At 73.8% G+C, this 20,593-nt stretch carries 18 protein-coding genes; 10 read left to right on the top strand and 8 right to left on the bottom strand.

The annotated features are described in order from the left end of the window. Positions 1-200: 200 nt before the first annotated feature. Entirely contained in the window at positions 201-1,160 is a 960-nt protein-coding gene (locus ACFY2L_RS09360; RefSeq protein WP_390656301.1) for a YbhN family protein, read from the bottom strand. Positions 1,161-1,322: 162 nt separating this feature from the next. Between ACFY2L_RS09360 and ACFY2L_RS09365 the strand changes: the two genes are divergently transcribed. Further along, a complete protein-coding gene (locus tag ACFY2L_RS09365; RefSeq protein WP_390822402.1) occupies positions 1,323-3,191 on the top strand; it encodes an ABC transporter ATP-binding protein in 1,869 nt (622 codons plus the stop codon). A gap of 10 nt (positions 3,192-3,201) precedes the next feature. Here ACFY2L_RS09365 and ACFY2L_RS09370 read toward each other — a convergent pair whose 3' ends face one another. The 3 genes from ACFY2L_RS09370 to ACFY2L_RS09380 are packed head-to-tail and all read right to left on the bottom strand — an operon-like array spanning position 3,202 to position 8,856. Continuing rightward, entirely contained in the window at positions 3,202-5,370 is a 2,169-nt protein-coding gene (locus ACFY2L_RS09370; protein WP_390821946.1) for a bifunctional serine/threonine-protein kinase/ABC transporter substrate-binding protein, read from the bottom strand. A gap of 10 nt (positions 5,371-5,380) precedes the next feature. Next, positions 5,381-8,038 carry an ABC transporter substrate-binding protein gene (locus tag ACFY2L_RS09375; protein ID WP_390821947.1) on the bottom strand — a complete coding sequence of 886 codons (2,658 nt, stop codon included), beginning with the start codon at positions 8,036-8,038 and terminating at the stop codon, positions 5,381-5,383. Further along, the gene (locus ACFY2L_RS09380; protein ID WP_390656304.1) at positions 8,038-8,856 is read right to left on the bottom strand and encodes a hypothetical protein; all 819 of its coding nucleotides are present in this window, start codon (positions 8,854-8,856) and stop codon (positions 8,038-8,040) included. Before ACFY2L_RS09380 ends, ACFY2L_RS09375 begins: the two co-directional genes overlap by 1 nt. A gap of 294 nt (positions 8,857-9,150) precedes the next feature. On the opposite strand from ACFY2L_RS09380, the gene ACFY2L_RS09385 reads away from it, so the two are divergent. From ACFY2L_RS09385 to pqqE, 6 genes are all read left to right on the top strand, one after another. Continuing rightward, positions 9,151-10,272 carry a PQQ-dependent sugar dehydrogenase gene (locus ACFY2L_RS09385; protein ID WP_390821948.1) on the top strand — a complete coding sequence of 374 codons (1,122 nt, stop codon included), beginning with the start codon at positions 9,151-9,153 and terminating at the stop codon, positions 10,270-10,272. Positions 10,273-10,335: 63 nt separating this feature from the next. Beyond that, positions 10,336-10,485: a pyrroloquinoline quinone precursor peptide PqqA gene (gene pqqA, locus ACFY2L_RS09390; RefSeq protein WP_390656306.1), complete on the top strand. Its 150-nt coding sequence runs from the start codon at positions 10,336-10,338 to the stop codon at positions 10,483-10,485. Positions 10,486-10,494: 9 nt separating this feature from the next. Further along, positions 10,495-11,394 (top strand): pyrroloquinoline quinone biosynthesis protein PqqB, encoded by a 900-nt coding sequence (gene pqqB, locus ACFY2L_RS09395; protein ID WP_390656307.1) that lies wholly within the window; start codon positions 10,495-10,497, stop codon positions 11,392-11,394. Beyond that, on the top strand, positions 11,391-12,212 hold the full coding sequence (gene pqqC, locus ACFY2L_RS09400; RefSeq protein ID WP_390656308.1) for a pyrroloquinoline-quinone synthase PqqC: 822 nt from the start codon (positions 11,391-11,393) through the stop codon (positions 12,210-12,212). The genes pqqB and pqqC overlap by 4 nt, the downstream gene beginning before the upstream one ends. 47 nt (positions 12,213-12,259) lie before the next feature. Next, complete coding sequence (gene pqqD, locus ACFY2L_RS09405; RefSeq protein WP_390657105.1) at positions 12,260-12,481, top strand: pyrroloquinoline quinone biosynthesis peptide chaperone PqqD; 222 nt, start codon at positions 12,260-12,262, stop codon at positions 12,479-12,481. Then, on the top strand, positions 12,478-13,641 hold the full coding sequence (gene pqqE, locus ACFY2L_RS09410; RefSeq protein ID WP_390656309.1) for a pyrroloquinoline quinone biosynthesis protein PqqE: 1,164 nt from the start codon (positions 12,478-12,480) through the stop codon (positions 13,639-13,641). Before pqqD ends, pqqE begins: the two co-directional genes overlap by 4 nt. Here the strand turns inward: pqqE and ACFY2L_RS09415 are convergent. The 3 genes from ACFY2L_RS09415 to ACFY2L_RS09425 form a co-directional block, all read right to left on the bottom strand. Beyond that, positions 13,601-14,062, bottom strand: coding sequence for a hypothetical protein (locus tag ACFY2L_RS09415; protein WP_390656310.1), 462 nt, complete (start codon positions 14,060-14,062; stop codon positions 13,601-13,603). The genes pqqE and ACFY2L_RS09415 overlap by 41 nt on opposite strands. A gap of 78 nt (positions 14,063-14,140) precedes the next feature. Then, on the bottom strand, positions 14,141-15,613 hold the full coding sequence (locus ACFY2L_RS09420) for an APC family permease (protein WP_390656311.1): 1,473 nt from the start codon (positions 15,611-15,613) through the stop codon (positions 14,141-14,143). A gap of 77 nt (positions 15,614-15,690) precedes the next feature. Further along, positions 15,691-16,389, bottom strand: coding sequence for a FadR/GntR family transcriptional regulator (locus tag ACFY2L_RS09425; RefSeq protein ID WP_390656312.1), 699 nt, complete (start codon positions 16,387-16,389; stop codon positions 15,691-15,693). Between the two features lie 184 nt (positions 16,390-16,573). Between ACFY2L_RS09425 and ACFY2L_RS09430 the strand changes: the two genes are divergently transcribed. Beyond that, entirely contained in the window at positions 16,574-18,037 is a 1,464-nt protein-coding gene (locus tag ACFY2L_RS09430; RefSeq protein WP_390656313.1) for an amino acid permease, read from the top strand. Positions 18,038-18,209: 172 nt separating this feature from the next. On the opposite strand, the gene ACFY2L_RS09435 is transcribed toward ACFY2L_RS09430, so the two are convergent. Beyond that, positions 18,210-18,338, bottom strand: a complete 129-nt coding sequence (locus ACFY2L_RS09435; protein ID WP_390656314.1) for a hypothetical protein — start codon at positions 18,336-18,338, stop codon at positions 18,210-18,212. A 512-nt stretch (positions 18,339-18,850) separates the two neighbouring features. Here ACFY2L_RS09435 and ACFY2L_RS09440 point away from each other — a divergent pair. Both ACFY2L_RS09440 and ACFY2L_RS09445 read left to right on the top strand, forming a co-directional pair. Next, positions 18,851-19,957 carry an NAD(P)/FAD-dependent oxidoreductase gene (locus ACFY2L_RS09440; protein ID WP_390656315.1) on the top strand — a complete coding sequence of 369 codons (1,107 nt, stop codon included), beginning with the start codon at positions 18,851-18,853 and terminating at the stop codon, positions 19,955-19,957. 211 nt (positions 19,958-20,168) lie between these two features. Next, positions 20,169-20,582, top strand: coding sequence for a DUF6069 family protein (locus ACFY2L_RS09445; RefSeq protein WP_390656316.1), 414 nt, complete (start codon positions 20,169-20,171; stop codon positions 20,580-20,582). The last annotated feature ends 11 nt before the right edge of the window (positions 20,583-20,593 follow it).

Genomic DNA, 20,593 nt, shown 5'->3' on the forward strand with positions numbered 1-20,593 from the left:
GGCCGCAGACGGCCGGATGTGAAGAATCGTCACGTAGTCACCTGCTCGTTTCGGATGTGCCGGCATGCCCGTGCGAACGGGCACGACCGTTCATCCTGCCGCATGTTGCCGGGCAGTCAGCACCCGCGCACCTGCCCCGACGACGTCTTTCGGGCACGTGTCACCCGGGTCACAGCGTGCACGTGGACGGGCCGGCGTCCTCAGATCACCTTCCACCGCACCAGCGCCCCCAGCGTCACCGCCCCCGGCACCAGCGGCAGCCACACGGTGATGACGCGGTAGGTGACGACCACCGCCGTCGCCAACGCCACCGGGCCGCCCGCCGCGACCAGGGCCACGATCAGCGCCGCCTCCACCGACCCGATGCCGCCCGGGGTGGGGACCAGGGCGACCGCCACCGTCGCCGCGAGATAGGCGACCGCCATGTGCGCCGGCGGGACCGGCAGCCCCAACGCCTGCCCGACCGCGGCCAGTCCGGCCGCCTGGAGCACCGGGAACGCCAGGGAGCCGCCCCACAGGGCCAGCGCCCGGGAGGGGCAGGTGTGCACCGAGCGGGCCTCGCACAGGGCCGTGCGCAGGAACGACGACACGGCCGTCCGCAGCCGCCGTACGAGGACCAGGGCACCCGTCGCGACCAGGACGGCCGCCGCCACCGCGGCCAGCAGCGGGCCGAGCGACCCCTCGGGCAGCAGGGAACCGAACCGCAGCGCGCCGGGGAAGGCGAGCAGCAGCGCGGCCAGCAGACCCACCCGGGCCACGCCCTCCGCCAGCAGATACAGCGCGAGCGCCGCCGAGGAACGTGCCAGCGGCACCCCGCACACCGTCATGAAGCGGAGGTTGACCGCGCTCGCGCCGAGGCCGGTCGGCAGCAGATGGTTGGCCGCGCCCGCCGCGAACTGCGTGGCCAGCAGCCGGAGCCGGGGCAGCCGCTGCACCACCGCACCCTGCCGGGTGACGGCCGCGGCCACCCACGTCAGACCGGTCGCCCCGGCCGCGGCCAGCAGCCAGGGCCACTGAGCCGTCCGCAGATGGCCGAAGCCCTCGGCGAGCACCGAACGGTGCCGCACCGCGACCACGCCGACCAGCAGCACCGGCAGCAGGCACAGGATCCGGCGGACGGGGAGACGCCGGGGGAGTGAGGGGAGCGGGACCGCTGTCACAGGAGGAGAGGCTGTCCGCGCGGCGCCAACGGCGGGTTGCGGAAGCGGGGACAACGCATTACGTACGGTCATCGGGTCCTTCGGGGAGGCGCTCGGACGAGGGGACGGGGGGCCGGCATTGACCTCAAGGACGGTTGAGGTCCTACGGTCGCACCCATGAGCATGGACGCCATCGCCATGACGCAGCTGTACAGCGTCATGAACTCCCAGCAGGAACGCCGCCCCTTCGACCCCGCCACGCTGCGCCGCATCGGCGCGTTCGCACGGCCGCACCGCCGCCGGATGGCCCTGTTCGTCGTGCTCGGGGTGGTGACGGCGCTGCTCGCCGTCGCCACCCCCGTGCTCGCCGGGTGGGTCGTCGACGCGATCGTGTCGCACGGCGACCCCGACCGGGTGGTGCGGCTCGCGCTGCTCATCGCGCTCATCGCGGTGTCGGAGGCGGCGCTGGGCATCCTGGGCAGGAGGCTCTCGGCGACGCTCGGGGAGGGGCTCATCCTCGATCTGCGCACGGCCGTGTTCGATCATGTGCAGAAAATGCCGGTCGCGTTCTTCACACGTACTCGTACGGGGGCGCTCGTCTCCCGTCTCAACAACGACGTGATCGGCGCGCAGCGGGCGTTCAGCAACACCCTCTCCGGCGTGGTCTCCAACCTGGTCACCCTGCTGCTCACCCTCGCCGTCATGCTCACCCTGTCCTGGCAGGTCACCCTGCTCGCGCTCGCGCTGCTGCCGGTGTTCGTGATCCCGGCCCGGCGCATGGGCCGCCGGATGGCCGGAATGCAGCGGGAGGCGGCGGCCCTCAACGCGGCGATGGGCACCCGGATGACCGAGCGGTTCTCCGCACCCGGCGCCACCCTGGTCAAGCTCTTCGGGCGCCCCGAGGAGGAGTCGGCCGAGTTCGAGGCACGCGCCGCCCGCGTCCGGGACATCGGCGTCCGCACGGCCACCGCCCAGTCGGTCTTCCTCACCGCCCTGACGCTCGTCTCCGCCCTGGCCCTCGCCCTCGTCTACGGCCTCGGCGGCCGGCTCGCCCTCGAAGGCACCCTGGAACCGGGCGCCGTCGTCGCCCTCGCCCTGCTGCTGACCCGCCTGTACGCCCCGCTCACCGCGCTCGCCGGAGCCCGCGTCGAGGTGATGAGCGCCCTGGTCAGCTTCGAGCGGGTCTTCGAGGTGCTCGACCTGAAACCGCTCATCGAGGAGAAGCCCGACGCCCGCGAGGTCCCCGAGGGGCCGGTGTCCGTCGAGTTCGACGACGTCCGCTTCGGCTACCCGTCCGCCGACAAGGTCTCCCTCGCCTCCCTGGAGGAGGTCGCCTCCCTCGACACCCGCGGCGGCACCGAGGTCCTGCACGGCATCTCCTTCCGCGCCGAACCCGGCCAGACCGTCGCCCTCGTCGGCTCCTCGGGCGCCGGCAAGTCGACCATCGCCCAGCTCCTGCCGCGCCTCTACGACGTCGACGCCGGCGCCGTCCGCATCGGCGGCATCGACGTCCGCGACCTGAGCGCCGGCTCCCTGCGGGCCACCCTCGGCATGGTCACCCAGGACGGCCACCTCTTCCACGACACCGTCCGCGCCAACCTGCTGCTCGCCCGCCCCGCGGCCACCGAGGAGGACCTGTGGGACGCGCTGCGCCGCTCCCGCCTCGACGACCTCGTGCGCTCCCTGCCCGACGGCCTCGACACGGTCGTCGGTGAGCGCGGCTACCGGCTCTCCGGCGGCGAACGCCAGCGCATGACCATCGCCCGGCTCCTCCTCGCCCGCCAGCGCGTCGTCATCCTGGACGAGGCCACCGCCCACCTCGACAACACCTCCGAGGCGGCCGTCCAGGAGGCCCTCACCGAGGCGCTGACCGGCCGCACCGCCGTCGTCATCGCCCACCGCCTGTCCACCGTGCGCGCCGCCGACCAGATCCTCGTCGTCGAGTCCGGCCGCATCGTCGAGCACGGCACCCACGACCAACTCCTCGCCGCGGGCGGCCGGTACGCCGAACTGCACCGCACGCAGTTCGAGGAGCCCCGGCTGGCGGCCTGACCCCGCCCGCTCAGGACGTGGCGTCCTCGTACTGGCCGAGGTAGCGGAAGCCGCCGGAGGCCGCCCGGAACAGGTACAGGGCGTCCATGGTGTAGCGGGTGCTCGACCCGGTGTAGCGCAGCCGCTTGGTGATGCCCCGGTAGTCGGTCTCCCTCAGCCGGCCCACGATCGCGCCCCGTTCGGCGTGCGCCGCGCCCAGCGTGGACAGGGCCCGGCCGACGAACAGGGTCGCGTCGTAGGCCTCGGCCGCGTACGGCGGCGGGGCGGTGCCGAAGCGGGCGCGGTACGCGGAGACGAAGGACTTCGCGGCCGCCACCCGGGCCGGGTCGAGGAAGGCGGTGGCGAAGACCCAGCCGTCGGCGGCGTCGCCCGCCGAGGTGAGGAAGCGCCGGTCGAGGGCGCGCTGGGTGGCCAGCCGCGCGCCGGTGAAGCCGGCGGAGCGCAGCGCCCGGGCCAGCCGTGCCGCGCGCGCGTACCCGCCGCCGAACACCACCGCGTCCGCTCCGGCGTCCGTCACCGCATCGGCGAGGGCGCGGAACGCGCCGTCGGAGTCGTCGTCGGCGGCGAGGGTGCGACGGATCGTCGTGTGCCGCCCGGACCGCACGGCCTCGGCGACGCCGGCGCAGACGGTCCAGCTGAAGTCGCCCTCGGCCGCGTCGTCGACCAGCACCGTCCGGCGGGCCCCGGCGGTGCGGACGAGGTACGCGACCAGGGGGGCCGCGAGGTTCGCGTCCGGGGGGCGGGTGGCGGCGTACACCCGGTAGGTGACGGCGGACACGGCGTCGAGGCCGACCGACACGGAGACCATCGGGAGCAGCGCCCGCTGGTAGAGGCCGAGGGTGGCCTGCGCGCAGGCGTCGGTGGTGGGCCCGAGCACCGCGCGGACCTCCTCGTCGGCCGCCAGCCGCCGGGCGACCTGCCGCGCCCGGGCCGTGCTGCCGGCGTCGTCGTTCACCTGGAGCGCCAGGTCGAAGCCGCGGCCCGCACGGGAGTTGAGGTGGTCGACGGCGAGCCGGACGCCGTTCTGCTGTGCGCGGCCCGTCGTCCGGCCGGCGCCGCTCAGATCGGCGTGCAGGGCGAGGGTCAGCCGTTCGAGCTCGCCGGTCCCGCCCCGGGCCGGGGAGCCGCCGGGGTGGTCGGTACTCCACCAGGCCGCCGTTCCCCCCGCCGCCAGGACTCCGGCGGCCGAGCCCAGCACCAGGAACCGGCGCCGCGTCGGTTTCGGCCCGAGGACGGGATCGACGACCGTCGCGGGCGCACCGGGCACCGCCGTCACCTCGGTCGCCTCGACGTCGGGGAGGGCGAGGACGGCGGCCGAACGGCGGGCGATCAGACGGGTGAGGGACCCCGGCAGCCAGGCGTCCTCGTACGGCCGCGACCCCTCCAGCGTCCGCCGGAGGTCCGCCACGGCCGGGCGGGCCGCGGGCTCCTTCGCCAGACAGGCGCGCAGCAGCGGCAGCAGCGGCTCCGGTACGCCGTCCAGTTCCGGCTCGTCGTGGACCGTACGCATCAGCATGTCGGCCGCGGAGCCCCCGCCGAAGGGGCGTTCGCCCGTCACGGCGTACGCCAGCAGACAGCCGAGCGAGAAGACGTCACTGGGCGGGCCGATCTCCCGGCCCCTGCCCCGGGCCTGTTCGGGGGAGAGGAACCCGGGTGAGCCGACCACCATGCCGCTGGCGGTGAGCGCGGTGTCCTCCGGCATCCGGGCGATACCGAAGTCGATCATCCGGGGACCGTCGACCGCGAGCAGCACATTGCCGGGCTTGACGTCCCGGTGCACCAGCCCCGCCCCGTGCACGGCGTCCAGCGCCTCGGCGAGCCGGGCGCCCAGCACACGGGCGGTCCCGTACGGCAGCGGCCCGCACTCCTCGACCGCCTCCGCCAGCGAGGGGCCCGGCACGAACGCCGTGGCCAGCCAGGGCGAGGACGCGTCCGGGTCCGCGTCGAGCAGCGGCACCACCCAGGGGCTCGCGACCCGGCCCGCCGTCTCCACCTCGCGGCGGAAACGGGCCCGGAACCCCGGATCGTCCGCGTGTCCGGCGCGGATCACCTTCAGCGCGGCGAGCGAACCCCCCGTGGAACGGGCCAGGTACACCACACCCATGCCGCCCGCGCCCAGCCGGCGCAGCAGCCGGTAGCCCGCGATCCCGGCCGGATCCGCGCCGCGCAACGGCTCCATCGACGCCCCCTCAGGCGGACACCTGGTACGGCGCCACGCCCTGGTACGCGAACCGCCCGCCGGTGACCTTCCACAGGTGGACCCCGCTGCCGTCGACGACCAGCGCGCCGGTCGTCCTGTCGAACGCGAGGTTCCGGCTGATCCCCCGGTACGTGGCCGAGCGCAGCGCCGTCGTCAGGTTCCGCCGGGTACGGCGTCCGGCGGTCAGCGAGCCCAGACCCTTCAGGACGAGCTGCGCCACGTCGTACGTCTCGACGGCGTACCGCTCCGGTTCCGCGCCGAAACGCTCGCGGTACGCGGCCGTGAACGCCTTCGCCCCGGGCGCCGCGGTGGCGTCCATGACGGGGGCGACGATCACCCAGCCCTCTGCGGCGTCCCCGGCGGCGGACAGGAACCGGGCGTCGAGCACCCCCTGTGCGGCGGCCCGGGCACCCGGGAAGTCACGGTTGCTCAGTTCCCGGGCCAGCAGCGCGGCCCGGTCGTGGTAGCCGGCGAAGACCACGGAGTCGGCGCCCCCGTCGAGCAGGGCGTCCAGGGTCGGCGCGAAGTCGGTCCGCAGCGCGCTGACCACCTTCGGCACGGCCGGCTGCCGGTCGTCCCTGAGGATCCGGGCGAGCGTGCTGCTGATCTCCCAGGCGTAGGCGTCCGCCGCCCGGTCGTCGACGATCCCGATCGTGCGCGCCTTCGCGGTGCCGCGCAGATACGCGTTCAGATAGAACGGCAGGATCGTGTCCGTGACCCGGGCGTGGAGGAAGGACCGGCTGCCCATCACGCCGAGCACGGTGGCGCCGGGGGACACCGCGATCAGGGGCAGTGACGCGGCGTCGTAGGGCGCCAGGGAGGCCAGGGCGGTGGCGTCCGTGGTGGGTCCGATCACGGCCAGCACCGAGCGGTCGGCGACGAGCCGCTTCGCCGCCTCGGGCGCCCGGTCCGGGTCGCCGCCGTCGTCCACCGTCCGCACGGCGAGCGTGAACGGCTTGTTCTCACGGGAGTTGAACTCGTCCACCGCGAGCCGCAGCCCCCGCTCCTGCGCCCGGCCGACCGCCTTCTGGTCCCCGCTCAGGTCGGCGTGCAGGCCGATGGTGTGCACGGGGCCGGTGGCCTTCGGGGCGGGGTCGTCGTTCCCGCCGCCACCGGCCAGCGCCGCCCACGCGGCCAGGCCACCCGCGGCGGTGACCGCCGCCGCGCCCCCGGCGAGGAGGAAGCGGCGTCTGCCGAGGGAACGGGCCGGCGGCGGCTCGGCCGCGGTGTCCGTCGCAGCGGTGCCGGCGGACGCGGCGTCGATCTCGGTCTCGTCGGCACCGGGCAGCGCGAGTCCGGCCGCCGACCGCTCGGCGATCAGCCGGACCAACGGCTCGGGCAACCAGGCGCCTTCACCGGACGCCTCGTCCTCCACCGCCCCGCTCTCTGGCGCTGCGTCCTGGGCGACCCGGTCCTCGGGCGCTGTGTCTTGGGCCGCTTGGTTCTCGGGTGCGGTGTGCTGAGCCGCCCGATCGTGAGGCGCCGTGTTTGGGGCCGCTTGGTTCTCGGGTGCCGCATCCTGGGCCGCCCGATCGTCGGGCGGTGTGTCCTGGGCGGCGCGGTCCTCGGGCGCTTGGTCTTGGGCCGCCTGGTTCTCGGGCGCGGTGTGCTGGGCTGCCCGGTTCTCGGGCGCCGTGCCCTCGGTCGCCCGGACCTCGGGCGCTGCACCCTCGGCCGCCCGGTCCCCGGGTGCCGCGTCCTGGGCCGGCCGGTCCTCCGGCGCCGTGTTCTTGCCCGCCTCGTCCTCGGGTGCCGGACGGTGCTCGGCGGGCCGGTCCGGGGCCGCGGGGCGCACCGCCCGCAGGGCCTCGCGCGGGTCGGGGGGCGAGGCGGGCGGTGCGGGCGGGGCGGCGGCAAGGGACGCCGCCAGTGCCCCGGCCGTGGGCCGCAGGTCCGGGTCCTTCTCCAGGCAGCCGCCCACCACCTCGGCGAGTTCCGCCGGGACACCCTCCAGGTCCGGCGCGTCGTGCACCGTGCGGTACAGCAGCGCGTCGAGCGAGCCGGTGCCGAACGGGGGGCGGCCGGTCGCCGCGTACGCCAGCACACAGCCCAGCGAGAACACATCACCGGCCGGGCCCGTCTCCCGCCCGCCCCCGGCCTGCTCCGGGGAGAGGAATCCGGGCGTGCCGACCACGACACCGGTCGACGTGAGCGAGGTGTCCTCGGGATCGCGGGCCACACCGAAGTCGATCAGCCGTGGACCGTCGAGCGCCAGCAGCACATTGCCCGGCTTGACGTCCCGGTGCACGAGACCGACCGCGTGCAGGTCCCGCAGGGCCTCGGCGAGCCGCGCCCCCAGCACCCTCAGGCTCCGCGCCGGCAACGGCCCGTGCGCGGCCAGGGCCTCGGCGAGCGAGGGACCCGGCACGAAGACGGTCGCCAGCCAGGGCTGCGCCGCCTCGGGATCCGCGTCCACGAGGGACGCCACCCACGGGCTGGTCATCCGGCGCGCCGTGTCCGCCTCGCGCCGGAACCGCTCCCGGAAGCCGGGGTCCTCGGCGTACTCGGCCTGGATCACCTTCAGCGCGACCAGGCTTCCGCCGGCCGAGCGGGCCAGGTACACCACGCCCATGCCGCCCGCGCCGAGCCGCCCGAGGAGCCGGTGTCCCGCCAGCTTGGCGGGGTCGGAGGTGCGCAGCGGCTCCATCACTTTCCCTTCAACCGCTGCTGGATCCGCTCCAGCATCTTCGCCAGGGCGTCCGCGCCCAGCTGGGTGAGTTCCTGCTCGGTGTTCCCCTTCGCGCCCGTCACCGAGACGGCCACCACGACCGTGCCGAGCCGGGCGACCATCCACCGGTACGGCTGGGCGGAGCCCCCGTTCCCGGTGAACTCGCCGGCCTCCAGGACGGAGTCGTCGGCGTACTCCTGCTCGCGGGCGCCGAAGGGGGTGCCGAGCGAGTTCAGGCCCGTGATCCGCTCGTCGCTCCGGGGCTGCTGCTCCGGGCACCGCAGCACTTCCTCGAGCGTGGTGCCGAGCTGGTCGTCGGCACCGAGGACGGAGGCGTGCACGGTGGCCGCGGCCGTCACCTTGACCGTGCCCCTGCCGTCGCCGGCCGGGAGCATGCTGTAGCGGGACGAGCTGGCCAGCACCCCGTGCGGCAGCCTCTCCCGCTCCCAGCGGCAGGCGTCGTTCAGCACGGCCCAGGTGCCCGCGGCACTCGCGGCCGGAGACTGGGCGACGAAACCCCGGCCCCAGTCGCCCGGGGCGAGCACCACGGAGTCGGCCAGGACCCGCCCGTCCGCGGCGGTCCGGGGGACGAGGGAGGCGTCGGGGGTGAAGACGGAGGAGGCCGGGGACGAGCCGGCCGAGGGGGCCGCCGTGGCGGCCGGGGAGCCGGGAGAGGGCGAACCGCCCTTCGCGGACGACGTGTCGTCCGCCTCGTGGGCCGAGCATCCCGCAAGCAGACTCCCCGCCACCAGCAGGGTCACCCAACTGCCCCGCACGCCTTGGGCGTTGCCTCTCACTCAGTCCCCTCAACACCGCTCGCACCGTTCGACTCCCCGAACGTAGAGGGCCGCGTGGACAGGGGCCTCCGTAGAACCACGTAACCGACTACGTATTCGGCCGCGGGCGCGGTCGCCGTCGCACCCGCCGTCAGCAGGATGGACGATCTCCGGTGGCCCGCGCGAAACCCCGGCCCCAATACTCCTTGAGGGAGTCGAGGCCGTCGTACGGTCCGGCCTCCCCATGTCACCGATGCGGCGGCGCACTTCCTTTCACCGTGCGGCCGGTCGGCCCACGAGAGGAAGGGCTTGGGAATGTCACGCTCGACGCAACCGGCGCCGCATCGCGTCCGGTCCGGCAGGGCCGCCGCCGTCGCCGTCACCGCCGTCCTCGGCGTCTGCCTGCTGCAGCCCGCGTCGGCCGCCGCCGCCGACCCGGGAAGCACCCGCGCCGGCGCGGCGCCCGCGGGCGCCACCGTGCTCTCCGGCCAGTGGACCCGGCCCTGGGGCATCACCTTCCTGCCCGACGGCAAGAGGGCCCTGGTGACCGAGCGCTTCACCGCCGCCGTATGGCTGCAGGCGAGCAACGGCTCCAAGAAGAAGGTGGGCACGGTCCCCCACACGGTTCCCCCGTCGCCGAGCGGGGGCAAGGGCGGCCTGCTGGGCGTCGCCCCGTCACCCACCTGGAACGGCACCACGGACAAGGACGTCTTCTTCGTCCACACGGCCGCCTCCGACATCCGGGTCGCGCGCATGCACTTCGACGGCACCTCGCTCCGTGACTACAAGGTCGTACTCGGCGGAATCACCCGGGGCGGCGACCACAACGGCGGAAAGCTCGCGTTCGGCCCCGACGGCTATCTGTACGTCAGCGTCGGAGACGCCCTCAAGCGCAACCTCGCGCAGGACAGGAAATCCCTCAACGGAAAGATCCTGCGCATCACCAAGAGCGGTGCCGCGGCCCCCGGCAACCCGTTCGGCACCCGCGTCTACAGCCTCGGCCACCGCAATCCGCAGGGCCTCGCCTGGGACAGCCGCGGCAGGCTGTGGGAGACCGAGATCGGCGAGAACACCTGGGACGAGCTCAATCTCGTCGAGCCGGGCAGGAACTACGGCTGGCCCGCCTGCGAGGGCTCCTGCTCCAAGGCCGGCATGACCAACCCCAAGAAGGTCTGGCATCCCGACCAGGGCGGCGTGCCCGCCCAGATCGCGATCAAACGGGACGTCATCTACGTCACGACGCTGCTCGGCCAGCGGCTGTGGGCGCTGCCGATCGACGGCACCGGAAAGGCCGTCGGAACCGCGAAGTCGTACTACAACGGCACCTACGGCCGGCTGCGGGCGCTCGCCAAGGTGCCCGGCGCCGACGAGCTCTGGCTCGGCACCACCGACCGAGGCGACAACCGGGACCGCATCCTGCGGATCACCCTCAAGTGACTCCCCTCCGCACGCATCCCGCGAAGGGGTGAACCCACCCCCCTCGAAAGGAAGGCACCCACCATGAACGACACCACCGAGCAGCCGGCGCAGGCACAGCGGCCGGCCGGGACCACGGCGGAGCGGACCGAGCCGACCGCGTGGCGGACGCCCGGGTACACGGTCGTCGACACCGCGCTGGAGGTCACCGCCTACTCCCTCTCCGCCCGCTAGTCCGCCGCCATGCTGCTGCAGGTGCTCGGCACCGCGGCCGGCGGCGGCATCCCGCAGTGGAACTGCGCGTGCCCCGGGTGCTCCGGGGCACGCGCGCATCCCGAGCGCCGCCGCCGCCACGCCTCCCTCGCGGTCCGCACCGAGGAGGGCCGCTGGTACCTCGTCAACGCGACCCCCGACCTCGGCGACCAGATCGAGGCCCACCCGGCGCTCCACCCCGGGCCCGGACCCCGCCAGACCCCGGTCGCCGGCGTCGTCCTCACCGACGCCGAACTCGACCACACCCTGGGCATCGCCCGGCTGCGCGAGGCGGACGCCCTGGAGATCCACGCCACGGCCCCGGTCCGCGGCGCCCTGGAGGACCGCCTGCGCCTCGGCGAGGTGCTCGGCCCCTACACCGCCCTGACCTGGCGAGAACTGCCCTGCCACGGCACCCGGTCGCTCGGCCCGCCGGACCGTGGCGTCCGGATCAGCGCCGTCCCCGTCTCCGGCAAGCGCCCCCGGTACGCCGCCGACGCGCCCGAGGACGACGCCTGGGTCGTGGCGCTGCGGCTGTACGAGCCCGCCACCGGCCGGACGGCGGTCTACGCCCCCGCCGTCGCCGCCTGGTCCGACGCCCTGCACCGCGTCGCCGCCGAGGCCGACTGCGTCATCGTCGACGGCACCTTCTGGGACGACGAGGAGCCGCGCCGGGCCGGCATCTCCTCCCGTACCGCGACCGGCATGGGCCATCTGCCCGTCGACGGACCGGGCGGCACCGCCGGCATCCTCGCCACGCTGTCCGCCCGCTGCTACTACACGCACCTCAACAACACGAACCCCCTCGTCGATCCCACCGCGGCGCAGCACAAGCGGCTCGCCCGCCTGGGCATCGAGGTGGCCGACGACGAGTTGGTGATCGAGCTGTGACCACGACACCCGCCCTCCGGACCGGGAACGCCCCGGCCGAACCCTGGGGCCCCGCCGAGTTCGAGGACCGCCTGCGGGCGGTGGCCCGGCAGCGGTACCACGACCGCCACCCGTTCAACGTCCGTATGCACGAGGGCGACCTGTCCCCGGCGGAGGTGCGGACCTGGATCGCCAACCGCTTCCACTACCAACGGCACATCCCGGTCAAGGACGCGCTGATCACGGCGAAGCTGGACTCCCCGCGGCTGCGGCGCACGTGGCTGCGGCGCATCGAGGACCACGACGGCCGCGCGGAGGGAGAGGGCGGCATCGAACGCTGGCTGCGGCTCGGCGAGGCGGCCGGACTGGACCGCCGCGGCCTGCTCGCGGGCGACAGCGTCCTGCCGGGCGTACGGCTGGCGGTGGACGGTTACGTCAACTTCTGCCGCCTGCGTCCGCCGCTGGAGGCCGTCGCGGCCTCGCTCACCGAGCTCACCGCGCCCGATCTGATGCGGCTGCGCATCGACGCCTTCGAACGCCACTACGGGTGGATCGCGCCGGAGGGGCTCGCCTATTTCCGCGGCCGCGTCTCCCAGGGCCGCCGCGACAGCACGGAGGCCCTCGCGCTCGTCCTGGAGTGGGCCCGCAGCCGCGAGGACCAGGAACGCGCCGTGGCCGCCCTCACCTTCAAGTGCGACATCCTGTGGTCCCTGCTCGACGCGGTCCAGCACGGCTCCGCCCCCGCGCCGTCCCACGACCGCCCCGGGGATCCGGACCGGCGACCGCGGCCTGAACCGGACGGTCGGGTGGCGCGTCGCGGTGGGCGGGGGGAAGGGTGAGGGGCGTGGGCGGGGGGCCGTGGCGGCCGGTGCTGGCCCCGGCCCTGATGCTGCGGCACGACCAGGTGCGCGGCGCGGACCTGCTGGTCCTGCCCGAGAGAGTGGTCGTCCTGGAGGGACACGCCGGGCAGATCGTCGGCCTGTGCGACGGCACGCGCACCGTGCCCGGGATCGTCGACGAACTCGCCGCGCGTCACCCGGGCGCCCCGGTGGCCACCGAGGTGCCCGCCTTCCTCGACCGGCTGCGCCGTGAGGGGTGGCTCGCATGACCGCCCCCCGGACGCCGGACCAGCCGCCGCGCCCCTGGGCGCTGCTCGCGGAACTGACCCACGCGTGCCCGCTGCACTGCCCGTACTGCTCCAATCCGCTGGAACTGGCCCGCCGCTCCGGCGAACTGAGCACCGAGGAGTGGGCGGACGTCCTGCGCCAGGCCGCCGCGCTGGGCGTCGTCCACACCCATCTCTCCGGCGGCGAGCCGCTGCTGCGCCCCGACCTGGAACGGATCGTCGCCGCCGCCGAGGCCGCCGGGATCTACACCCAGCTCGTCACCAGCGGCACCGGCCTGGACGAGGAGCGGCTCACCGCGCTGCGCGCGGCGGGGCTGCGCAGCGTCCAGCTCTCGGTCCAGCACGCCGACCCGCGGGCCAACGACCGGATCGCCGGACGCCCCTCCGCCTTCGCCGCCAAGGAACGGGCCGCTGCCCTCGTCCGCCGCGCCGGGCTCCCGCTGGGTCTCAACGTGGTGCTGCACCGCGACAACCTGGACGCCGTCGGCGACCTCATCGACCTGGGCGAGACCTGGGGCGCGGACCGGGTCGAGCTGGCCAACACCCAGTTCTACGGCTGGGGCCTGCTCAACCGCACCGCGCTGCTGCCCTCCCGTGAGCAGCTGGCCCGCGCCCGGGAGACCGTGGAACGCCGGCGCGAGCGGCTCGCCGGGCGGATCGACCTGGTGTGGGTCGTCCCCGACTACTTCGACGGTGTCGCCAAGCCCTGCATGGGCGGCTGGGGAGCGGTCTCCCTCACCGTCACCCCCGACGGCACCGCCCTGCCCTGTCCGGCCGCCGCCTCCCTGCCGGACCTGGACCCGCCCAGCGTCCGGGACCGTCCGCTCGCCTGGATCTGGGACCGTTCCCCGGCGTTCGCCCGCTACCGCGGCACCGACTGGATGACCGGCCCCTGCGGCACCTGCCCCCGCCGTGAGGAGGACTTCGGCGGCTGCCGCTGTCAGGCGTACGCGCTCACCGGCGACGCCACCCGGACCGACCCGGCGTGCGCGCTCTCCCCCGACCACGGGCTCCTGCGCGCCCTCACCGACGCCGGCGGCGCGCAGGAGCCACCGCCGTACGTCTACCGCCGCCCCGGAGCGGACGTGGGCGATGAGTCCTCTACTCGTTCACCGCGGAGCGTGCGAGCCCCCAGCCGATGAGGGCCAGCACCCCGGCGAGGGGTCCCAGCGCGGGCGCGAGCGTGGTGTTGACGACGGCGGCGCCGATCAGGCCGGTCGTCTGCCAGGCCGCCCCGAGCACGGCGAGAGCCGACAGCCAGTGCCATCGGTTGTACCGCGCCACCACGAACGGCAACAGCAGGAAGGCGGCCGTCTGGACGGCGTATCCGATCAGGAAGTAGGTGTCGCCCAGGGACTCCCACCACTCCAGCCGGGTGGCGTCGGCGCGGTCCGCCAGGTGCTCGGTACGGAAGTCGAGGAACGACTGGCCGCCCCAGACGCTCTCCGGGAACCAGTCCATGACGTAGAGCCCGAGAAGGGTGAGGGCCGAGGCGGCCACCGTCAGCACGTAGGCGGTGGTCAGTTTCCCGTCGGTGGCGGCGGGGCTGCTGGAAATGGTCATGGGCCAGCGTGCCCCGGGCCCGGCCCGCTCCGCGTCCGTGGAACTACGTAGACCGCCACGCAAGACCGGCGGACGGACTCACTCCGCGTCGGCGACGACCGACCCGACCCGCTCGGCCAGGGTCGGGTCGCGGCGCACCAGGAGTGTCGCGTAGCCGACGGAGCCGAGCAGCGCGGCCACCGCGGCGTAGGGGAACCAGCTGTACGGCGCCGGCTGACCGGGCTTGGCGAGGTAGTAGAGCGGGACCAGGATGGCCAGGGCGCCGATCGCGGGCAGCACCAGGTGGCGGACCGTGCGGAACTCCTGCGGACGGTATCGGCGGTAGTACAGCGGCAGGGCGATGTTCGACGCGAGGTAGACCAGCAGGATCAGGATGGCGCCCAGGCTGGAGGACTCGGTGAAGAAGACCACCGGATCCATCGGGCCGCCGGCGGACCCGAGCAGGTGCCCGAGGCCCCAGCCGCCGATGATCAGCAGGGCGGTGACGGTGAAGGTGACGATCGCGTTGGTCGGCGTACGGCGGGTGGGGTGGACGTATCCGAAGAAGGACGGGAGCAGCCCCTCCCGCCCGGCGTTGAACACCAGCCGGGCCTGGGAGTTGATCCCGGCGATCAGCACGCCGAGGGTGGAGGTCAGTCCGCCGAGGTAGGCGACGAACGCCAGCGCCCCGAGGGCGTGGTGGGCGACGTCGATGAAGGGGATGGGGGAGTCGCCGAGCCGGGCCGTGTCGTAGTCGAAGCCGGTCACGGTCGCGTAGGAGAAGAGGATGTAGCTCACCGTCATGATCGCGACGGAGGAGAACACGGCGCGGCCCACGTTGCGCCGCGGGTTCTCCGTCTCCTCGGCCAGCGCCGCCGAGTTCTCCCAGCCGATGAACAGGTACACGGCGAGCGGGAAGCCGGCCGCCAGTCCGCTGAGGCCGTGCCGGATGTGGCCGGGCAGGAACGGGGCGGCCGACAGGCTGCCACGGTGTTCGACGAGCGTGGCGACCGATACCACGACCAGCACCAGCATCTCCACGCCGAAGAAGTAGCCGGCCCATTTGGTGGAGACGACGATCCCGCGCAGCATCAGCACGACCGCCAGCCCGGTCAGCAGCAGCGTCCACAGGATCCACGGCAGGTCGACGCCGGTGTAGTGGTGCAGGGTGATCTGCACGAAGCCGCCGGAGATCGCGATCACCGAGGCCATCGCGATGATGTAGCCGAGGCCGGCGAGCAGGGCGGTGGTCACGGCGCTGACCGGCCCGAACGTCTTGCCGACGAAGGTGATGAAGCTGCCCGCCGAGGGGTGCGCCCGGGAGAACTCGGCGAGGGTGTTGCCGAGCAGCGCGACGGCGACTCCCGCGGCGGCGATGGTCAGCGGGGACGCGACCCCGGCGGTGGTGGCCAGGAAGGCGAAGCCGAAGAAGAAGCTCATGGCCGGGCCGACGTTGGCCATCGTGGCGGCGGCGATGTCCGCCATGCCGAGCACACCGCCGCGCAGGCGCTGGGGCGCGCCGCCGGCGGGGCCCGACGCCGGCGGCGGGCCGACGGCTCCTGGATCGGACATGGCGACAGCTCCTTGTGCGGTCGGGCGGCGCGCACCGGGGTGCGCGGGGGCGTGGGCCGGGTCGGGCCGGCCGGGCGTCAGCTCGGGCGGACCCGCTGGTGGTCCTTCACGGCTCGCACGGCCGGATCCATCGCGCCGCGGCCGAGTTCGGTGAGCAGATCGGCGTGGCAGCGGTTGCGGGCCCGTACCACCGAGGGGTCCGGGGCGGGCAGCAGCAGGCACTGCCGGCCGAGCAGATCGGCGGCGAACTCGCGGATTCCGGCTCCGCCGAGCAGTTCCGCGAGGTCGAGGTGGAAGCGTGTCTCGAGTTCGACCAGCCGTGCCGGGTCGTCGGCCAGGTCCATCTCGTCGACGAGCGAGCGCAGTCCGTCGAGGTGGGCGGCCGGGACCTCGCCCGCGCCGTGGGCGACGAGACCGCACTCCAGCAGCAGGTGGAAGGAGTCCAGTACGGCCGCCTCCTCGGCGTCGTGCATCAGGGCGACGACGGTGTCCCAGTCCGCGGCGACGAAGGTGCCGCCCGCCCGGCCCCGCCGCCGGTCGAGCAAGCCGTCCTGGCACATGCCCTCCAGCGCGCGGCGCACGGTGATCTCACCGATCCCCAGCTCCTCGGCGAGGACGCCGGCGTCCGGCAGCCGGTCACCCGGCGAGACGGACTTCAGGCGCACCCGCAGCGCGACCCGGGACCGGACCAGGTCCGAACCCGTCTGACTCCCGCCGGACCGGAGGCGGGTGTCCCCGCCGCCGTAGGGCCCGAACTTGCCCGCTGCATTCACCACGGCGCCACCCTAACTGCCTGCTGAGCGGGGTCACGGCGTGGTGCACAGAGGGCTCCCGGAAGTGAGGGTTCCGCGGTTGCCTGCAAAATAGAGCAAGGTGAACACTTAAACAAGTCTTGTTCTTTTCGATCGTAGTGAACTAATTTCGCGCCTCGTCACCGTCCCCTCCTCCACGGATGTCGAGATGACCACACGTCCCCCTGTCCCCGCTCCCTCCGAGACGCCTCCGGTGGCCCCCGCCGCGGGCAACCCGGCGGACTCCGGCCTGCAGGCCGGCCTGAAGAACCGCCATCTGTCGATGATCGCCATCGGCGGTGTCATCGGCGCCGGCCTGTTCGTCGGCTCCGGCTCCGGCATCGCCGCCGCGGGCCCCGGCATCCTCGTCTCCTACGCCCTCGTCGGCGTCCTCGTCGTCCTCGTCATGCGCATGCTGGGCGAGATGGCGGCGGCCAACCCCACGTCCGGCTCCTTCTCCGCCTACGCGGACCGCGCGCTGGGCCGCTGGGCCGGATTCACCATCGGCTGGCTCTACTGGTTCTTCTGGGTCGTCGTCCTCGCGGTCGAGGCGACCGCCGGTGCCAAGATCCTGGCGGGCTGGATCCCCGCGGTCCCGCAATGGGGCTGGGCGCTGATCGTCATGGTCGTCCTCACCGCCACCAACCTGGTCTCGGTCAGCTCCTACGGCGAGTTCGAGTTCTGGTTCGCCGGCATCAAGGTCGTCGCCATCGCCGCGTTCATCGTCCTCGGCGGCCTCGCGATCTTCGGTCTGCTGCCCGGCTCGGACCACCCGGCGAGCGGCTTCTCCAACCTCACCGCGCACGGCGGCTTCCTGCCGAACGGACCGGGGGCGATCCTCACCGGCGTCCTGATGGTCGTCTTCTCGTTCATGGGCAGCGAGATCGTCACGCTGGCCGCCGGCGAGACCTCGGACCCGCGCGGCGCGGTCACCAAGGCCACCAACAGCGTGATCTGGCGGATCGCGGTGTTCTACCTGGGCTCGATCCTGATCGTCGTGTCGCTGCTGCGCTGGGACGACCCGGCCATCCTCGAGGACGGCTCGTACGTCGCCGCGCTGAGCTCCATCGGCATCCCGCACGCCGCCCAGATCATGAACGCCATCGTGCTGACCTCCGTGCTGTCCTGCCTCAACTCCGGCCTGTACACCGCCTCGCGCATGGCGTTCTCGCTCGGCCGCCGCAGCGACGCCCCGGCCGCCTTCGGGCAGACCACGGACCGCGGCGTCCCCCGGTCGGCCATCCTGGCCTCGGTCGTCTTCGGCTTCGTCGCGGTCGCCTTCAACTACCTCTGGCCCGACACGGTCTTCCAGTTCCTCCTCAACTCCTCCGGTGCGATCGCCCTGTTCGTCTGGCTGGTGATCTGCTTCTCCCAGCTGCGGATGCGCAAGATCATCCAGCGGGAGTCGCCGGAGAAGCTGGTCGTCAGGATGTGGCTCTACCCCTACCTCACCTGGGCCACCATCGCCCTGATCACCTTCGTCCTGGGCTACATGCTCACCGACACGGCCGAGGGCGGCGGCCGCGACCAGGTCGTCCTGTCCACCCTGGTGGCCGTGGGCGTGGTGGTCGTGGCCGTGGTCCGGGAGCGGCTGGGCCGCAACACGGCGCACGACGCCGTCACCCCGTCGTAGCGGCGGGCCCCGCCGGGGCGCGGGCCCGTCCGAGCGGGCCGGCCCCGGCATGATCCCGGGCCGGGGGGGGGGGGGGGGGGGGCGGGGCCCCCCCCCCCCGCGCCCCCCCGCCGCGGGGGGGGGGGGGGGGCCGGCGGGCGGTTCCTCCCGCCCGGCCGCCGCGGCCCGTCGCTCAGGCGAGGGGCTTGCCCTCGCGATGGCGGCGCAGGCCCTCCGGCCCCTCGACGACGGCCAGCGCGCTGGCCGGCTCGTCCAGGATCAGCAGACTGCGCTTGAAGTGCGCCGCACGGGCGATCGCCACCGCCTGCTGCTGTCCGCCGGACAGCGAACCGACGAGCGGCGGGGGCTCTTGATGCCCTCGAGCGTCAGCGCGCCGTCGAGGATCCGCGCGGCGATCTCGTCCGTCCTCCTCAGCCGCATCAGTCCCAGGGCATGGGTGAGTTCACGGCCCATGAAGACGCTGCGGGTGATGGGCTGCCGCCCAGGTACTTGCCGAACGAGGCGACCTCGGCCGGCCCGGCTGATTTCCTTTCGCTCCCAAGACCCCGCAGGTCCGGATTCCGGGAAGCAGTCACGGAAGAGCTCCTTGCGCGCTCTGCTGGCGCGCTCCAGTGGCAGTACGAGCTTGTTGCCGGGGGACTTCCCGCGTGCCCGCCGTGGCGGGCGCCGCCGGCGGGGGGCCGGCGGTTCGCCATGGGCGGCCGAGGTGCGGTGCCGCACCCTTCACAGGACCTGCACAGAGCCCCAAGGTGCTTTAGGTTTCAAGGGGCTACGCTCGCGCTGAATCCCCCCACCCGGTACAGGAGATCCGTTGTGCGAGACGGCAACGTAGTGGTGATAGGCGGCGGTTACGCGGGCGTCCGCCTGGCGAAACGGCTGGACGCGACGGCGAGCGTCACGCTCGTCGACCGCAAGGAGGTCTTCTTCCACCGGATCGCCTCCTTGCGTGCCGGTGTGCGCCCGGAGTGGACGGTGACCCCGTTCATCCCGTACGACCGGCTGCTGCGCAACGGACGGGTGGTCATGGGCAAGGCGGTCCGTGTCGACACCGCCGGGCGGGAGGTCGTGCTGGCCACCGGTGAACGGCTGCCGTACGACGTCCTGGTGATCGCCACCGGCGCCGACTACCCGGAGCCGGCCCGGTTCACCGGGGGCACCGCCGAGGAGGCGGTCAAGTCGTTCGCCGGACACCAGCAGAAGATCGCCACCGCCGAGCAGGTCCTCGTCGTCGGCGGCGGCCCCTCCGGCGTCGAGCTCAGCGCCGAGATCCGCCTCGCCCGCCCGGACGCCCGGGTCACCCTCGCCCACGCCGGGACGGAGCTGCTGAACTCCACGGGCAGCGCCCGCGCCGGCCGCAGGGCCCGTGCCTGGCTGGAGGCCCACGGGGTGGAGGTGCGGCTGGACTCCTTCATTTCCCCCGGCAACGACTTCGGCACCTACCGCGACGCCCGCGGCACCGTCCTCGCCGCCGACCTCTCCTTCTGGGCGACGGGCACCACGCCCAACACCCTCTGGCTGCGGCTGGCCGGGCACGGCGAGTGGCTGAACGGCGCGGGGCACGTGAAGGTCGACGCGATGCTGCGGGTCGTGGGCCGGCCGGACGTGTTCGCGGTGGGCGACGTGAACGACGTCCACGAGCTCAAGGTCACCCCCGCCGCCCTCTCCCAGGCGGAGACCGCAGCCCACAACATCGGTTCCTATCTGCGCGGTTCGGGCAGGCACGGGAAGAACTCCCGCTCCTATCGCGCCGTCCACCGCACCCCGCTCGTCGTGCCGTTCGGCCCGGCCGACGGAGTGACCGTCCTGCCCGTGCCGGGCGGCGAGACCGCGGTGCTCGGGACCCGCACCTCCACCCTGGCCAAGGCGAAGACCCTCATGACCCCCTTCATGCGGCGGCAGCTCGGCTACACGGTGGCCTGACCGCCGCCCTGGGCCGCCGGCCTCGGGGGACCCCCGGCCTCGGGGACCCCCCCGGCCTCAGGGGCCTCCGCCCTCAGGGGTCCGGGGATACGTGCGACCATGCGCTTGAAATTTCAAATGTATTCGGACAGACTCATGCCGAGCTCCTGTTTGATGTTTCAAACATACCCGTCCTCGGGGCTCATCCCCCAGCAGCCTTCCTGGAGTTGTCATGTCAGTCGCCTCTGAACCCGTCGCCGTCCGCCGGGGCCCGCTCGTGGTCGTCGGCGGAGTGGTGGCCGCCGTCGTGGTGGCGTCCGTGGCGGACGCCGTGCTCGCCCTGCTCGCCCTGGCCGCCGGCGCCCCGGACGACTTCCGGCCGCTGAAGGCGTCCTCGTACATCTTTCTGACGGCGGTCGGCGTGATCGCGGGAGCCGTCGGCTGGGCCGTCCTGCGCAAGGTGGCGAAGGACCCGCAGGCGCTCGTGCGGTGGCTGGTGCCCGCCCTCGTCGTGGTGTCCTTCGTGCCCGACTTCCTGCTCTTCGGCGACGGCGGCGCGATCGGCGTGTCGGCACTGCTCCTGATGCACGTCGCGGTCGCGGCGGTCGCGGTGTTCACCTACCGCAAGGTCATGCCGCTGCCTTAGGGCGGGACGAC

The sequence above is a fragment of the Streptomyces sp. NPDC001381 genome, from assembly GCF_042895685.1.
Lineage (GTDB): Bacteria > Actinomycetota > Actinomycetes > Streptomycetales > Streptomycetaceae > Streptomyces.

Coding starts and splice junctions, on each gene's coding strand:
- pqqA (WP_390656306.1), top strand. CDS start 10,336: ATGAACGACACCACCGAGCAGCCGGCGCAGGCACAGCGGCCGGCCGGG.
- ACFY2L_RS09365 (WP_390822402.1), top strand. CDS start 1,323: ATGGACGCCATCGCCATGACGCAGCTGTACAGCGTCATGAACTCCCAG.
- ACFY2L_RS09430 (WP_390656313.1), top strand. CDS start 16,574: ATGACCACACGTCCCCCTGTCCCCGCTCCCTCCGAGACGCCTCCGGTG.
- ACFY2L_RS09415 (WP_390656310.1), bottom strand. CDS start 14,062: ATGACCATTTCCAGCAGCCCCGCCGCCACCGACGGGAAACTGACCACC.
- ACFY2L_RS09375 (WP_390821947.1), bottom strand. CDS start 8,038: ATGGAGCCGCTGCGCACCTCCGACCCCGCCAAGCTGGCGGGACACCGG.
- ACFY2L_RS09420 (WP_390656311.1), bottom strand. CDS start 15,613: ATGTCCGATCCAGGAGCCGTCGGCCCGCCGCCGGCGTCGGGCCCCGCC.
- ACFY2L_RS09385 (WP_390821948.1), top strand. CDS start 9,151: ATGTCACGCTCGACGCAACCGGCGCCGCATCGCGTCCGGTCCGGCAGG.
- ACFY2L_RS09370 (WP_390821946.1), bottom strand. CDS start 5,370: ATGGAGCCGTTGCGCGGCGCGGATCCGGCCGGGATCGCGGGCTACCGG.
- ACFY2L_RS09445 (WP_390656316.1), top strand. CDS start 20,169: ATGTCAGTCGCCTCTGAACCCGTCGCCGTCCGCCGGGGCCCGCTCGTG.
- pqqD (WP_390657105.1), top strand. CDS start 12,260: ATGCTGCGGCACGACCAGGTGCGCGGCGCGGACCTGCTGGTCCTGCCC.
- pqqE (WP_390656309.1), top strand. CDS start 12,478: ATGACCGCCCCCCGGACGCCGGACCAGCCGCCGCGCCCCTGGGCGCTG.
- pqqB (WP_390656307.1), top strand. CDS start 10,495: ATGCTGCTGCAGGTGCTCGGCACCGCGGCCGGCGGCGGCATCCCGCAG.